The sequence below is a fragment of the Burkholderia sp. RF7-non_BP4 genome (assembly GCF_001521935.1).
In the GTDB taxonomy this organism is placed as follows: domain Bacteria; phylum Pseudomonadota; class Gammaproteobacteria; order Burkholderiales; family Burkholderiaceae; genus Burkholderia; species Burkholderia diffusa.
In genome coordinates this window covers 685,147-698,042 of record NZ_LOTA01000010.1, presented here as the reverse complement: position 1 = coordinate 698,042, position 12,896 = coordinate 685,147, and the positions used below count along the sequence as shown (strand labels likewise).

Below are 12,896 nucleotides of genomic sequence, written 5' to 3'. Positions count from 1 at the left end.
GGCATGAAGGATTCGAAGGTGATCGTCGCGATCAACAAGGATCCCGAAGCGCCGATCTTCAGCGTGGCCGACTACGGCCTCGTCGGCGATCTGTTCACGCTCGTTCCCGAAGCGGCCGCGGCGCTCTGAGCGATGCCGCTGTTCGAATTCAACGGCATGCGGCCCCGCGTCGATCCGTCCGCGTACGTTCATCCGAGCGCGGTCGTGATCGGCGACGTGACGATCGGCGCGGGCTGCTACATCGGCCCGCATGCCAGCCTGCGCGGCGACTTCGGCGCGATCGTCGTCGATGACGGCAGCAACGTGCAGGACGGCTGCGTGCTGCACGTCGGCATCGGCGAGACGTGCCGGCTCGGCGTGAACAGCCACATCGGCCACGGCGCGATCGTGCACGGCGCGACGCTCGAGCCGGACACGATGATCGGGATGAACGCGGTCGTGATGGACGGCGCGACGATCGGCGCGACGACGATCGTCGCGGCCTGCGCGTTCGTGAAGGTCGGCTACGTCGTGCCGCGCGGCGTGCTGCTCGCCGGCGTGCCGGGGCGCGTGGTGCGGCGGCTGAGCGCCGCGGAGATCGACGCGAAGGCGAACGGCACGCGCGTCTATCAGCAGCTCGCGGTGGATTGCTTGAGGACGCTCAGGCAGATCGACGGCGCATAGGCGATGCGCGTCTTCGATCCGGCGGCGGATGCTTGCCGGCCAGAAAGCCGTCGTCGGCTGGCGTGAATACTGCGGCTCCGTGCACGATGCGACGGTTTTTCTCGGGGTTTGTGCGGATGGCGATTCGCCTTCGCGCATGCCGGTCGTGACGTTCGCGCGGGATCGATTGCCTGATCCGGCGTCGTTGTCTTAAGATCGGCGTCAGACCATCCCTCCGCCTCCGGCGCCGAATGAAAACGACCACACGCCTGCGCGTCGCCATCATCGCTTCGGCTTTCGCCGTCTATCACATATTCATGCACGTCCAGTGGGTCGCCAGCGGTTGCATCGCGTTCCTCGGCAGCCGGCATTGCAGCTTCGAGAACAGTGCGAATTTCGAAGGAATGATGGACCTCGACCTGCTGCTGACCTGCGCGTGGGTCGCGGGCGCGGTGATGGGGTGGTTCGCCGTCGCTCGCGCGCAGAAGAAACCCGGTTAGCCGAGCGGGCGCCGCGCAGTCGCCTATTGCGTGCGCACCGGCGCCGGCCGGTCGTGCAGGAACGCGAGCGACAGCGCCGCGAGACCGCAGCTCGCGATGAGCATCAGCAACGCGCCCTTGCCGGCATGCACCATGACCCAGCCGCCGACCGACGGAAAGCCGAACGTGCCGATGAAATACGACGCGACGAACCACGTCAGCACGCCATGCCGTTGCGTATCCGCGCAATCGTTGAGCGCCTGTGCCTGGATGACCGGATACATGAGCCCGTAGCCGGCGCCGAGCAGCACGGCCGCGACGGCCTGTAGCGATGCATGCTGGGCGGCGCCGAACATGGCGAGCGCACCAAGCATCATCATCGTGAGCAACCCCTTGGTCGCGGTTTCGGGGCGCGCCATCCTGACCCATTTCCCAAGCAGCCAGCGCGCACTCAGCACCGTCATCGTGTAAAGGCTGAAGAATGTGCCGGCGCGCGCCTGCGTGCCTTGCATGAACGACATCTGGAACGTCATCAGGCCGGAGAACACGCAGGTGCCGAGCGCGATCATCGCGATCGGCGCGGCCGCGCGCGTGCGCGAGATGGCCCGGAGTTCGCGTACCCAGCGGCCACCGGATGCCGCGGCGGGCGGGTGCGGACACAGGCGACCGAACGCTTCGAACATCAGCGACGCGAGCGCGCACAACGCGCCGACCGCATAAAGCGTGTCGTCGATCGACCAGTGGAACATGCGCATCGCATACGAGGCGAACGCCGGGGACGCGCCGATCCCCGTCATCTGGAAAGTCGCCGAGCGGAAGAACCACACGTTCCGGGCGGCGCCGCTGGTCCGCTCGGCCAGCGACATCGGCGCGGCCAGGTGAAACGCGCCCCAGCCGAAGCCGACCAGGAAGCCGGACGGCAAATCGGCGGCCGGCGCGCGCCCGACGAGTGCGAAGCCGACGATGCCGGCGCCGATGCACAGCGACGACAGCGCCGCGATCCGCGCGGCGCCGATCTGCCGCGAGAACCAGCCGACCACCGCCAGACCGGCGAAGGTGCCGACGGTCGCGGCGGCCAGTGCGGCTCCGGTATCGAGATCGCTGCCGCCGATCGCGCGAAAACGCATCGACAGCAGGAAGGTTGCGCCGTAGCCGCCCGCGGTGAGCAGGGTGCCGACGAGAAAGAGCAACGCAGTTTGAACGCGCATGACAGCCATCCGGGGCGGCAGAGACGGTCAGAAATCGTCGAATGCGAGACAGTATGGACCAGGACGATGCGGGATGCCCGCATTTGCGATGACGTGATCGCGCCGTTGGCTCCTGTCGGACGTGGTTCGAACATGGTCCACCGGGCGCGCCGGAGGCGCCGCACGACGACAACGCATTCGTCCGATCAGCGTCGTCGCACGACGCCGGCGGCGGCATTTACTTCGCTCGTTCGCGCGTCTCGCGCGGCCTTTGCTTTCCCCTGTGCGCTGCACTAGATTCGAAACATTACGTGCCACCGAACGCGCGAGGTGAAGCCATGACGCCTTGGGAGATTCAGGGAACCGAACTAATGAACTGCAATTGCTCATACGGTTGCCCCTGCCAGTTCAATTCGTTGCCGACGCACGGCAACTGCGAAGCGATGGGTGCGATTTCGATCGACGGCGGCCACTACGGCGACGTGGTGCTCGATGGCGTCCGGATCGCGGTCGTGTTCCAGTGGCCGGGGCCGATTCACGAAGGCCACGGACGATGCCAGCCGATCGTCGACGAGCGCGCGAGTCCGGCGCAGTGCGAGGCCGTGCTGAAGATCATGACCGGTCAGGACACCGATCCGTTCGCGACGATGTTCTCCGTGTTCGCGTCGACGCTCGAGCACGCATACGATCCGATCTTCGCGAAGATCGATTTCGACGTCGATGTCGACGCGCGGCGCGGCCGAATCGGCGTCGAGGGCGTGTTCGACATCGTCGGCGAACCGATCCGCAATCCGGTGACGGGCGCCGAGCATCGCGTGCGGATCGACCTGCCGCACGGCTTCGAATACGAGTTGGCCGAGATCGGTTCGGGCACCGGCCGGTCACGTGGCCATATCGAGCTGAATCTCGAGCGGAGCTACGCGCAGTTCGCGCGGCTTCACCTGAACAACCATGGGCTGATCCGGCATCGCGTCGCGGCATGATCCCCGTCGGCGATTTTCTCGGACGCGATCGCGTCGTCACGCTGCTCGGCATGGCCGCGCTCGTCGGCGCGTGCTGGGTCTACCTGTGGACGGGCGCGGGCACCGGCATGTCGGCGCTGGACATGACGGCGGTGGCGTTGTTTCCGCATCGGCTGGCCGACGACATGGGGGCCATGGAGCCGTCGCTGGCGACCGTGGTCCTGATGTGGTGGGTGATGATGATCGCGATGATGACGCCCGGCGCGGCGCCGCTCGTGCTGTTGTACCGGCGCGTGCTGCGGCATCGCGGTGCGCAGGGCGCCGGGGCGGCCGTGACGTCGGCGTTCCTGCTGGCCGGCTATCTGGCCGCGTGGTTGGCGTTCTCGGTCGCCGCCGCCGTGCTGCAGATGCTGCTGCAGCCTGCCGGCCTGATCTCCGGAATGATGCTGTGGTCGAAGAGCGCCGCGCTGTCCGCGATCGTCCTCGCGCTGGCCGGCGCCTATCAATTCTCGCCGCTGAAACAGGCGTGCCTGCGGCAATGCCGGTCACCGGTCCGGTTTCTCACGACGTACTGGCGCCCGGGAGTCGCGGGCAGCTTCCTGCTCGGTGTGCGGCACGGTGCGTATTGCGTGGGCTGCTGCTGGCTGCTGATGGCGCTGCTGTTCGTCGGCGGCGTGATGAACGTCGTGTGGATCGTCGCGTTGTCGCTGTTCGTGCTCGTCGAAAAGGTGTTGCCGGGCGGCGAGCGCATGGGTCGCGCACTGGGCATCGTGCTGATCGCGTGGGCGGTCGCGACGTTGCTGGTGTAGCGGGCGCGTGCGTCTTCGGCTGGACAACGGAGTGTGTCGATGAAAATCCGATGCCTCGCCATCACAGTCCTCGGCGCGATGGCCGTCGTCGCGACGCCGGTGCGTGCGGGCGGGAGCATGTCCGACATGAGCATGGGCGACATGAAGATGTCGGCGCCGGATTCGGCGTTGACCGATGCCGAAGTGAAGCGGATCGATGCCGCGCACGGCATGGTGACGCTGAAGCACGGCGCGCTCGAGAACGTCGGGATGGCGCCGATGACGATGGCGTTCAAGGCCGGCGACCCGGCGATGATCGAGTCGTTGCACGTGGGCGACAAGGTCAAGGTCCGGGTCGAGCGCGTGGCGGGCACGCTGACGATCGTGAAGCTCGTGCAACGGCAGTAGCGATCGCCGGTGCTAACCCGGCCCGTCGCCGGAGTCACCCTCGGCTTCAGCGAAATTCAACTCGACGCCATTGCCGGCCGGATCGCTGAAAAACAGCTGAAGCTGGCGCGTGAGCGGCACGTACGTGCGCGAGTACCGGACCTGCGCGTCGGCGAGGCGCCGTTCCATGTCGGCGGCGTTCTCGCATGAAAACGCCATATGGTCGAACGTATTGACGACGTGCGCCGGCCGAACCTCGCCGGGCCGCGCTTCCGACAGGTGGAGGATCGCCTGCGCGCCCGCGTAGAGCCAGTAGCCGTTGCTCTGGAACGGCGGTCGATAGCCCGGGTGGAGGCCCACGACGTTCACGTAGAAATCGCGCAGCGTATCGAGCGTGGCGCGATCCGCGCGCAGGTTGTAATGACTGAGTCCGATCACTGACATGGCAGGTTGTCCGGTTCGTGCAAGGTGCGTCGCGCACAGCATCGCGCAACGCGGGGCGTCCTGTCACCCCCGCATGCCTTTGACCGCGGCTGCCGGCCGTGCGAGCCCGCGCGCCGGCAGCGGCGTCGACATCACGATCGACGTGCGCGTTTCGCCGTACAGGTTGATGCGCTCGATCAGTTGCTCGAGGTGCGCCATGCTGACGGCGACGAACCGCATCACGTAGGAATCCGCACCGGTCACGTGATGGCACTCGACCACTTCGGGAATCGTCTCCAGCAGTTTCAGGAACTTCGCCTTCGCCGGCTGCGGCACCGTGATGCCGATCAGCGCGCTCACCGGGTAGCCGGCCGCGGCCGGGTTGACCCGCGCCGTGTAGCCGTCGATCACGCCGGCCGATTCGAGGCGCTTCACGCGTTCCGTCACCGCCGGCACCGACAGGTGAACCTGGCGCGCCAGCTCCGTGTAGCTGATGCGGCCGTTGGCCTGCAGCAGCGCGAGTATCTTCCAGTCGAGTTCGTCCATCGCGGCGGAGTTTTTAAGGTGAAGGCCCCATTTTTCCTTAAAAACCGTCTTCAGCGGCGACCGGACTTTCCCTACGATGCGGTTCATGTCATTGCATGTCGCGAGGAGCCGGCCATGCTGTTCATCAAGTCCGTCGTGATGGGGTTGTCGATCGCCGTGCCGGTCGGCCCGATCGGCATGCTCTGCATCCAGCGCAGCCTGAGCCGCGGCTTTCACGCGGGGTTCGCGACGGGCATCGGCGCCGCGTGCGCCGATGCGATCTACGGGCTGCTCGGCGCGCTGGGCGTCGCCGGCATCGTCACCGCGTTTCCGATGCTGACCGTCGCGCTGAAAATCGTCGGCGGCGCGTTCCTCGTGTGGCTGGCCTGGTCCATCGCGCGGCAGGTGCCGGCCGCGTCGGCTGCGGTGCACGACGTGCCGCGCACGACCGTGCTGCGCGATTTCCTGACGACCTTCGGCCTCACGCTGTCGAACCCGATGACGATCCTGTCGTTCGTCGGGATCTTCGCGGCGCTCGGCCCGCTGGCGGGCACGCATGAAGGCACGATGGGGCCGACCGTGGCGTCGATGGTCGCGGGCGTGTTCCTCGGATCCGCGACGTGGTGGCTGTGCCTGAGCGGCGCGACCGCCGCGTTGCGAGCGAAGATGCCGCTCACGTTCGTGCACGGGCTGTCGCGCGTGTCGGCCATCGTGATCGCGGTGTTCGGCGCGATCCAGTTGATCGCGGGCATGCGCGGCGTCGTCTGGTCATGACGCGCGCCGCGGCACCGGCACACCGCGCGCGGTCAGAACGTGTAGCTGACCTTGCCGAACGCGGTGCGGCCGAGCGTGTTGTAGCCGTACGCGGTCATGTACTGACGGTCGAACAGGTTCGACAGCGTCGCCGACACCGTCAGGTGCGAATTGATCCTGTACGACGCGCGCAGGTTCACGGTCAGGTACGACGGCAGATACGTCGTGTTGGCCGGGTCGTCGAACGTCGTGCCGCCGTAGTTCAGCGACGCGCCCGTGCTCAGTGCGTGCAGGTTGAATTCGTCCCACGTGTGGTCGACGTTGACGCTGACCGTCTGGCGCGGCCGGCGGTTGAGCCAGCTGTCGTTGGTTTCATCCTGCGGATTCAGGAAACCGACCGCGACGCTCACCGGCGTATAACGGCCGATCGTGCCCTTGTACGACAGGTCGATGCCGCGAATATGCGAGCGGCCGATGTTCATCGGCGAGCGCGTCGCGGGGTTGTAGGCGATCAGGTTGTTGATGCGCGTGTCGTAGATCGCGGCGCTGAACGTGCCGTACGCCGTGTTCGCATCGAGCGCGGCCTCGACCGAATCGCTGCGTTCCGGGTTCAGGTCCGGGTTGCCGTAGCCCGGGTAGTACAGGTCGTTGAACGAGGGCAGGCGGAACGCGTTGCCGTACGACACGCGCGCCGTATAGACCGGCGTGATGGCCCACGACAGCGCGGCGTTGCCGGTGTTCACGGCCTTGCCGGCGATGATCTCGTGCCGCCCCGCGACGAACATCGTGACGCTGCCGAGCGTCGCCGACTGATGCAGCGAGAACGCGGAGTCGTTGCGCGTGGGCACGCCGTCCGGCACGTCGACGGGCAGGAAGGCCTGCTCGCGCGTGAAGTCGTACGCGACCTTCGTCTCGCCCGACAGCGGCAGGCCGAACAGCCGGAAGCCGTGTTCCTGATGGGTCAGCGACGTCGACGAACTGATGCGCTGCGAGTTGATCTGGTCGGTCAGAATGGTCGGGTCGCTCGCATACAGGAACTGGCGGTCGTTCGCATAACCGAACGACTGGTCGAACTGGGTGTCGGGCGTGATGTCGAGATGGAACGCGATGCCGGTCGTCAGCTGATGATCGAGCTCGCGATTCGCAAAGCCGGCGTTGTCATAGGACAGGTCGGAGCGGTGATACAGCGCGAACGTCGAGATCGACCAGTTGTCGCGCGCGTAGCCGAGTCGCGCATCGAGGTCCTGCGCGTGATACGGATTGCGGCCGTCCTCGTGCCCGTAGGCGAACGGCCGTGTCGCGTCGATGCCGGCCGTGTTGTAGCTGTGCAGGCCGAGCGTGTAGGTGAGGCCGCCGAGCGCGGCGAGCGGCCCCGTCGACGGCACGGTGCCCGACGTGCGCACCTGCGTGTCGAAGGTCTTGTTCGAGCCGCCGCCGAACGACACGGTCGTCTGGTTCGGCTGGCCGGCGGCGCGGCGCGTGAACAGTTGCACGACGCCGCCCATCGCGTTCGCGCCGAACGATGCGGCGGCCGGCCCCGAGATCACCTCGACGCGTTCGAACGCGTCGGTCGGCAGGTCGGCCCACGGCGCGATGCCGGTCGTCGGCGAGCCGATCCGGATGCCGTCGATGAACACCGCGACCTGATTGGCGGACGAGCCGCGGATGCTCACGGACGCGGACGAGCCGGGGCCGCCGTTTTGCGAGACGGTCACGCCCGGCAGCGTCGCGAGCGCCTGCGTGATGCTCGGGTCGCTCGGCGACAGCCGATCGAGATCGGCGCGCGTGAGCACCTGTGTCGTCGCATAGCGCTGGTCGAACGATTCGGGCAGGTGCCGCGTGTCGGTCACGCTGATCGTCGGCAGGTCGGCGGCTGCGGCGGGTTGGGGTGGCTGCGGGAGCGCCGTGTCGCCGGCGGCATGGGCGATCGGGGCGAACAGCGCCGTGGCGGCGGACGTGGCGAGAAAGTGGCGAAGATTCATGAGGCAATGAGGGTGATCGTGTTGCAGGTACGGCGAGCGTAAGCGGGTGGCGGTGCGTACCGCCCGGGTTCGTATCGGTCTATCGCGAGACCGGACGGCATGGGCGGTCGTCGCGCGGATCGAACGACACGGCACGGCACACGCGTGCGGACACGCCGCGCCCATGGCTGGCGCGACGGCACGACGCTTCCGGCGAGGAAGCGGAGGCGGAAAGACTGGACATCTGACGGGTCCTGAGGTCGGGCCGTCCATGCAACGGGGGCGACCGCCAAAGGCGATGCCTGGCGCTCCGGGACACCCCGCCCGGCGCGGCTGCTTGGACCTCGGGTCGATGGCAGGTCTCCTGGCTCGCGGGTCGCTATTCGCACCGGCCTTCCCGGTTTCCCAGTGGCGTGGAGTAGTGCGGATTCGCCGCTCACAGTTGCGGGGGCAGCCGCAGATTCGAGGCGCTGCCTCTCCTGCGTTCCCTTTTGATCCCGTCTCCGGGAACCATCAGCGCGCAAGCGTAATGGCGAGCGCTCCGGCGCGTCAATCGGCGAAGCGCGCGGGGATGCGAAAAAACGTCAGTGACCGCCGGATTCTCTTCCAAATCCTCGCTTGCGAGACATGAGGCCCCCTTTACTTTACATCTGAGGAAAGGGCGCGCTGGCCGCGCGGCAATCGCGGCGGAACCGGCTCGGCGCGACGCCCGTCCATCGCACGAACGCCCGCCGGAATGCTTCCTCGCCGCCGAACCCGAGATGCGCGGCGATCCGCGCGACCGGCCAATCGGACTCGCGCAGGCAGCGCCGCGCGACGTCGGCGAGACACTGCTCGCGCAACGCGTGATACCCGCTGCCTTCGGCCGCCAGCCGCCGTCGCAACGTCGCCTCGCTGACGCCGAGCCATGTCGCCAGTTCGGCAAGCGCGGGCAGCGCCTGCTCGCGCGCGAGCGCCGCGTCGAGAAAGCCGCGCACCTGCTGCGCCCATGACACGACGGCCGGCGCCGCATCGATCAGACGAAACGGAAAATCGACGAGGAACGCGGCCAGCTCGCCCGGCTGGCGGATCACGCGGGCATCGAGCCGCGCGGCGTCGAATGCGAAACCATAGGTTTTGCGGCCGACGTCGACCGGCGCATTGAACAGCCCGAGCAGCGGCATCGCGTCGTCGCGGCGCGGATGGCCGAGCCAGACTTCGTCCGGTCGCAGCGGCTGCCCGATCAGCCAGCCGAACAGCTGCAGATAGCAGAACAAGCCCGTCAGGTCGACGAGGCACGCGGCCGGGCTGCGCGTGCGGCGCAGCGAATCCATCCGGAACGTCGCGCGCCCGTCGCGCACCGCGAGCGACAGCGCGCCGGCGCGCGGCGTCAGCATCTCGCAGAATTCGGCCGCGCAGCGGATCGCATCGGCGAGCGTCGCGCAACTGAGCAGGCAGCGGCACATCAGGTCGACTTCCTGCTTGCGCATCGGCGGATGGCCGTTGCCGCGCGCAACCTGCGCCTCGAGCCGCTCGATCGCGTCGCGGTACAGCGCGACGAAGCCGCCGGGCGTCGTCGACGCGACGTCGGCGGCCGGCGTCGTCGGTCGTTCCGCCGGCGGTGCGCCGCTGCGCGTCAGCTCGTCCAGCAGGCGGGCGCCGAGGCCCGGCAGCATGCGGCCGCGTGCCGGCATTGCGCGCTGTTTCATCTCTCTCCCGATCTGAGCGTTACGACAGGGGCCGTTGAGCGGGCCGGTAGGGGTTCGCCGGCCGTCGCCACGCAAGAATGCTATCCACGCCGGCCGCTTCCGGCCTCGCCGGAACGGCGTAGGCGACCGGCATCGCATTGCGCCACGAACCTCCCGAGACGACCCGCGAATGATCCAGATCGTAGACGAAATCACCCTCGCGCCCGAGCGCATTCCCGACGTGCTGGCGCTGCTGCGCGACCGTTATTTGCCGGGCCACGCGGCGCGCGGACTGACGGCGGCCGGCCGCTGGGTGTCGCCGCCCGTCGCGGTGCCGGGGCAGCCGAGCACGCTGTGGCTGACGTGGCAGGTTGCCGATGCGCCGGCGTACTACCGGATGCGCGCGCTGACCGACGGCGACGTGGTCGCGTTCTGGATGGCCGTCGACGCGCTGTGCGATGCCCGCCGCCGCCATGTGATGACGGAAGCCGATGCGCCGCTGCCTGCGCTGACGGAGGTCGAGCATGCGGCATGACACGGCGCAGATATTCGCTTCGGCGACCGACGATGCCGGCGCGTTCGAACGTGCATTGCGCGACGCCGCGCAAGCATTGCCCGGCGCGACCCGCGTGGCGCTCGCGCGCAATCTGGACGGCTGCTGGAACGCGGGCGACTACACGCTCGACGTGCTGCGCGACGAACGGGCGGCCGACCACGCGCCGGACTTCACCGCGCTGGCCCGCATACCGGGCGTCGCGCGGATCGACGGCGCCGCATGCCAGGCAATCGGCGGCGGCCTGCGCGAGCCGGCGCTGCGCGACGGCGTATGGCGCACGCTGATGCTGCGCGTGCGGCCGAAGGCCGACGAAGCACAGGTGCGCGACCTCGAGCGCGAACTGCTGCGCATGCCCGCGTTCATGCCCGGCATCCGCAACTGGCGGCTGAGCCGGATCGTGACGCCGGGTGCGTGGACCCACGTCTGGCAACAGGAATTCGCGCACGCCGGCGATCTGCTCGGCGAATACCTGCTGCATCCGTATCACTGGGGCTGGGTCGACCGCCGCTTCGACGCCGAAAGCCCCGACTGGACGGTCGATGCGATCTCGCACGCGTTCTGTCCGCTCGCGTCGAGCCTGCTGGCCGACACGGCCGCGTGACGCGCGGCGCATGCGACCCGCCGCCATGCAAACGACAACCCTGGAGACACCACCATGCGAGCCTTGCTGATCGACCGCGTCGGCCATTCCGACGCGCTGCGAATGGCCGACGTTCCCGCACCGAGGCCGGGCCCCGGCGACGTGCTGATCCGCGTCGCGTACGCGGGCGTCAATCCCGCCGACTGGAAATGCCGCGAAGGCTATCTCGGCGCGTTCATGCAGATCACGTTTCCGTTCGTGATCGGCTTCGACGCGGCCGGTGTGGTCGAGGCGGTCGGCGAGGGCGTGGAAGGTTTCGTGCCGGGGATGCGCGTGTTCGCGCAGACCGACGTCGGCGCGGGGCGCTGGGGCGCGTATGCGGAAATCGTCGCGGTGCGGCACGACTCGGTCGTGCGCCTGCCCGACGCGGTCGGCTTCGCGGAAGCGGCCGCCACGCCGACGCCCGCGCTGGCCGCGTGGGCCGGCCTGTTCGACGACGGCGCGCTGCGTGACGGGCAGACCGTGCTCGTGCACGGCGGCGCGGGCGCGGTCGGCACGTTCGCGATCCAGCTTGCCGCGCAGGCGGGCGCGCGCGTCGCGGCGACGTGCTCGGCCCGCAATCGCGCGCGCGTCGAGGCGCTCGGCGCGGCGGCGAGCATCGACTATCGCGCGCAGGACATCGCGGCGGCCGTGCGGGCGTGGGCGCCCGGCGGCGTCGATCTCGTGCTCGATGCGGTCGGCGGCGACACGCTGCCCGATGCACTCGACCTGCTGGCACCGGGCGGCACGCTCGTGAACATCATGACGCTCGCGGCCGGCGATGCGGAGCGGCTGGCCGCGCAGGGCGCCGAAGCCGCGCGGCGCGGCCTGCGCACCGCGATGACGTACAGCCGGATGCCGAGCGGCGCCACGCTGGCGGCGATCGCGGAACGGCTCGGCCGGGGCGTGCTGCGCGTGCCGCGCTTCGACAGTTTCCCGCTCGAACAGGCGGCGCGCGCGCTCGATCTCGTTCAAACGGGCGACGCGAAAACCAAGTTCGTGCTGCACGTTGCGGATATCGCGGGCTGACACGGAACGGTCCGCGCACGACACCCCTTTACCGGAGACATCATGACCGACACCCGAACCGCGACGCTCGCGGGCAAATGCGCGCTCGTGACCGGCGCGAGCCGCGGCATCGGCCGCGCGATCGCGCGGCGCCTCGCGTCGGAGGGCGCGACCGTCGTCGTGACGGCGCGCAGCCTCACGCAATCCGCGACGACCGCCGGCACGCTCGCCGAAACCGTCGCGCTGATCGAGCAGGCGGGCGGCCGCGCGATCGCGCTGGCGGCCGACCTGTCGAACCCGGCCGAGCGCGATGCGCTCGTCGGACGCGCGGCGCAGGCGGCCGGCCGCCTCGACATCCTCGTGAACAACGCGGGCGTGGCCGACTACGCGCGCGTCGACGCGATGCCGATGACGATGTTCGACACGACGATCGAGCACTATCTGCGCATCCCGTTCGCGCTGAGCCAGGCCGCGATTCCGCTGATGCGCGCGCGCGGCGCCGGCTGGATCGTGAACGTCGGCTCGGTCACGGCGCTCGCGCCGCCGCGGCCGTTCGACGATTTCTCGCGCGCGGGCGGCGCGACCGTCTATGCGGCGGTCAAGGCCGCGCTGTCGCGCTTCACGCAAGGGCTCGCGGCCGAGCTCGAAGCCGACGGCATCGCGGTGAACCTGGTCGCGCCGAGCACCGCGATCCGCACGCCGGGCGCGGCCCGCTACATCCCCGAAGGCTATCCGACCGAGGACGTCGCATATCTCGCGGAAACCGCGCTCGCGCTGTGCAGCCTGCCGGCAAGCGAGCGTACGGGCCTCGTCGCGCACAGCCTGCATTTCCCGCTGTCGCAAGGGCTCGCGGTGCGCTCGCTCGACGGCCGCTCGCCGTTGCCGCCGCCCGTGGTTCCCGCGTACGCGCATCCGCGCATCGACCCGACAGGACTTTGA

General features: G+C 68.9%; 15 protein-coding genes, 1 pseudogene and 1 riboswitch. Of the genes and pseudogenes, 11 read left to right on the top strand and 5 right to left on the bottom strand.

Annotation, left to right across the window (positions count from 1 at the left end; genetic code table 11):
* The 3 genes and pseudogenes from WS49_RS34855 to WS49_RS06780 all read left to right on the top strand — a co-directional run.
* Positions 1-129 (top strand): annotated as a pseudogene (locus tag WS49_RS34855) (electron transfer flavoprotein subunit alpha/FixB family protein); the annotation flags it as partial.
* 3 nt (positions 130-132) lie between these two features.
* Entirely contained in the window at positions 133-663 is a 531-nt protein-coding gene (locus WS49_RS06785) for an acyltransferase (protein WP_059525626.1), read from the top strand.
* A gap of 230 nt (positions 664-893) precedes the next feature.
* Positions 894-1,142 carry a hypothetical protein gene (locus WS49_RS06780; RefSeq protein ID WP_059525624.1) on the top strand — a complete coding sequence of 83 codons (249 nt, stop codon included), beginning with the start codon at positions 894-896 and terminating at the stop codon, positions 1,140-1,142.
* A 23-nt stretch (positions 1,143-1,165) separates the two neighbouring features.
* Here WS49_RS06780 and WS49_RS06775 read toward each other — a convergent pair whose 3' ends face one another.
* Positions 1,166-2,329 (bottom strand): MFS transporter, encoded by a 1,164-nt coding sequence (locus WS49_RS06775; RefSeq protein WP_059525744.1) that lies wholly within the window; start codon positions 2,327-2,329, stop codon positions 1,166-1,168.
* A 317-nt stretch (positions 2,330-2,646) separates the two neighbouring features.
* Here WS49_RS06775 and WS49_RS06770 point away from each other — a divergent pair, with 317 nt between their 5' ends.
* Genes WS49_RS06770 through WS49_RS06760 form a run of 3 tightly spaced genes read left to right on the top strand, consistent with a single transcriptional unit; the run spans position 2,647 to position 4,466 of the window.
* Entirely contained in the window at positions 2,647-3,291 is a 645-nt protein-coding gene (locus tag WS49_RS06770) for a DUF1326 domain-containing protein (RefSeq protein WP_059525622.1), read from the top strand.
* Positions 3,288-4,079, top strand: a complete 792-nt coding sequence (locus tag WS49_RS06765) for a DUF2182 domain-containing protein (RefSeq protein ID WP_059525620.1) — start codon at positions 3,288-3,290, stop codon at positions 4,077-4,079. Before WS49_RS06770 ends, WS49_RS06765 begins: the two co-directional genes overlap by 4 nt.
* 39 nt (positions 4,080-4,118) lie before the next feature.
* A complete protein-coding gene (locus tag WS49_RS06760; protein WP_059525618.1) occupies positions 4,119-4,466 on the top strand; it encodes a copper-binding protein in 348 nt (115 codons plus the stop codon).
* A 12-nt stretch (positions 4,467-4,478) separates the two neighbouring features.
* Here the strand turns inward: WS49_RS06760 and WS49_RS06755 are convergent, their stop codons facing one another.
* Together WS49_RS06755 and WS49_RS06750 are read right to left on the bottom strand one after the other, a co-directional pair.
* Complete coding sequence (locus WS49_RS06755) at positions 4,479-4,889, bottom strand: VOC family protein (RefSeq protein ID WP_059525616.1); 411 nt, start codon at positions 4,887-4,889, stop codon at positions 4,479-4,481.
* Positions 4,890-4,952: 63 nt separating this feature from the next.
* Positions 4,953-5,414, bottom strand: coding sequence for an Lrp/AsnC family transcriptional regulator (locus WS49_RS06750; RefSeq protein WP_059525614.1), 462 nt, complete (start codon positions 5,412-5,414; stop codon positions 4,953-4,955).
* Between the two features lie 114 nt (positions 5,415-5,528).
* On the opposite strand from WS49_RS06750, the gene WS49_RS06745 reads away from it, so the two are divergent.
* The gene (locus WS49_RS06745; RefSeq protein WP_059525612.1) at positions 5,529-6,167 is read left to right on the top strand and encodes a LysE/ArgO family amino acid transporter; all 639 of its coding nucleotides are present in this window, start codon (positions 5,529-5,531) and stop codon (positions 6,165-6,167) included.
* 32 nt (positions 6,168-6,199) lie between these two features.
* Here the strand turns inward: WS49_RS06745 and WS49_RS06740 are convergent, their stop codons facing one another.
* Both WS49_RS06740 and WS49_RS06735 read right to left on the bottom strand, forming a co-directional pair.
* Positions 6,200-8,128 carry a TonB-dependent receptor domain-containing protein gene (locus WS49_RS06740; RefSeq protein WP_059525610.1) on the bottom strand — a complete coding sequence of 643 codons (1,929 nt, stop codon included), beginning with the start codon at positions 8,126-8,128 and terminating at the stop codon, positions 6,200-6,202.
* Positions 8,129-8,444: 316 nt separating this feature from the next.
* Positions 8,445-8,637, bottom strand: a riboswitch (cobalamin riboswitch).
* Positions 8,638-8,751: 114 nt separating this feature from the next.
* The gene (locus WS49_RS06735; protein ID WP_059525608.1) at positions 8,752-9,795 is read right to left on the bottom strand and encodes a helix-turn-helix domain-containing protein; all 1,044 of its coding nucleotides are present in this window, start codon (positions 9,793-9,795) and stop codon (positions 8,752-8,754) included.
* Positions 9,796-9,964: 169 nt separating this feature from the next.
* On the opposite strand from WS49_RS06735, the gene WS49_RS06730 reads away from it, so the two are divergent.
* The 4 genes from WS49_RS06730 to WS49_RS06715 are packed head-to-tail and all read left to right on the top strand — an operon-like array spanning position 9,965 to position 12,896.
* Entirely contained in the window at positions 9,965-10,309 is a 345-nt protein-coding gene (locus WS49_RS06730; RefSeq protein WP_059525606.1) for a hypothetical protein, read from the top strand.
* Positions 10,299-10,931: a Dabb family protein gene (locus WS49_RS06725; RefSeq protein WP_059525605.1), complete on the top strand. Its 633-nt coding sequence runs from the start codon at positions 10,299-10,301 to the stop codon at positions 10,929-10,931. Before WS49_RS06730 ends, WS49_RS06725 begins: the two co-directional genes overlap by 11 nt.
* 54 nt (positions 10,932-10,985) lie before the next feature.
* A complete protein-coding gene (locus WS49_RS06720; RefSeq protein WP_059525603.1) occupies positions 10,986-11,978 on the top strand; it encodes an NADP-dependent oxidoreductase in 993 nt (330 codons plus the stop codon).
* Positions 11,979-12,020: 42 nt separating this feature from the next.
* A complete protein-coding gene (locus WS49_RS06715) occupies positions 12,021-12,896 on the top strand; it encodes an SDR family NAD(P)-dependent oxidoreductase (protein WP_059525601.1) in 876 nt (291 codons plus the stop codon).

Coding starts and splice junctions, on each gene's coding strand:
- WS49_RS06750 (WP_059525614.1), bottom strand. CDS start 5,414: ATGGACGAACTCGACTGGAAGATACTCGCGCTGCTGCAGGCCAACGGC.
- WS49_RS06725 (WP_059525605.1), top strand. CDS start 10,299: ATGCGGCATGACACGGCGCAGATATTCGCTTCGGCGACCGACGATGCC.
- WS49_RS06755 (WP_059525616.1), bottom strand. CDS start 4,889: ATGTCAGTGATCGGACTCAGTCATTACAACCTGCGCGCGGATCGCGCC.
- WS49_RS06765 (WP_059525620.1), top strand. CDS start 3,288: ATGATCCCCGTCGGCGATTTTCTCGGACGCGATCGCGTCGTCACGCTG.
- WS49_RS06775 (WP_059525744.1), bottom strand. CDS start 2,329: ATGCGCGTTCAAACTGCGTTGCTCTTTCTCGTCGGCACCCTGCTCACC.
- WS49_RS06740 (WP_059525610.1), bottom strand. CDS start 8,128: ATGAATCTTCGCCACTTTCTCGCCACGTCCGCCGCCACGGCGCTGTTC.
- WS49_RS06745 (WP_059525612.1), top strand. CDS start 5,529: ATGCTGTTCATCAAGTCCGTCGTGATGGGGTTGTCGATCGCCGTGCCG.
- WS49_RS06720 (WP_059525603.1), top strand. CDS start 10,986: ATGCGAGCCTTGCTGATCGACCGCGTCGGCCATTCCGACGCGCTGCGA.
- WS49_RS06760 (WP_059525618.1), top strand. CDS start 4,119: ATGAAAATCCGATGCCTCGCCATCACAGTCCTCGGCGCGATGGCCGTC.
- WS49_RS06780 (WP_059525624.1), top strand. CDS start 894: ATGAAAACGACCACACGCCTGCGCGTCGCCATCATCGCTTCGGCTTTC.
- WS49_RS06730 (WP_059525606.1), top strand. CDS start 9,965: ATGATCCAGATCGTAGACGAAATCACCCTCGCGCCCGAGCGCATTCCC.
- WS49_RS06785 (WP_059525626.1), top strand. CDS start 133: ATGCCGCTGTTCGAATTCAACGGCATGCGGCCCCGCGTCGATCCGTCC.
- WS49_RS06715 (WP_059525601.1), top strand. CDS start 12,021: ATGACCGACACCCGAACCGCGACGCTCGCGGGCAAATGCGCGCTCGTG.
- WS49_RS06735 (WP_059525608.1), bottom strand. CDS start 9,795: ATGAAACAGCGCGCAATGCCGGCACGCGGCCGCATGCTGCCGGGCCTC.
- WS49_RS06770 (WP_059525622.1), top strand. CDS start 2,647: ATGACGCCTTGGGAGATTCAGGGAACCGAACTAATGAACTGCAATTGC.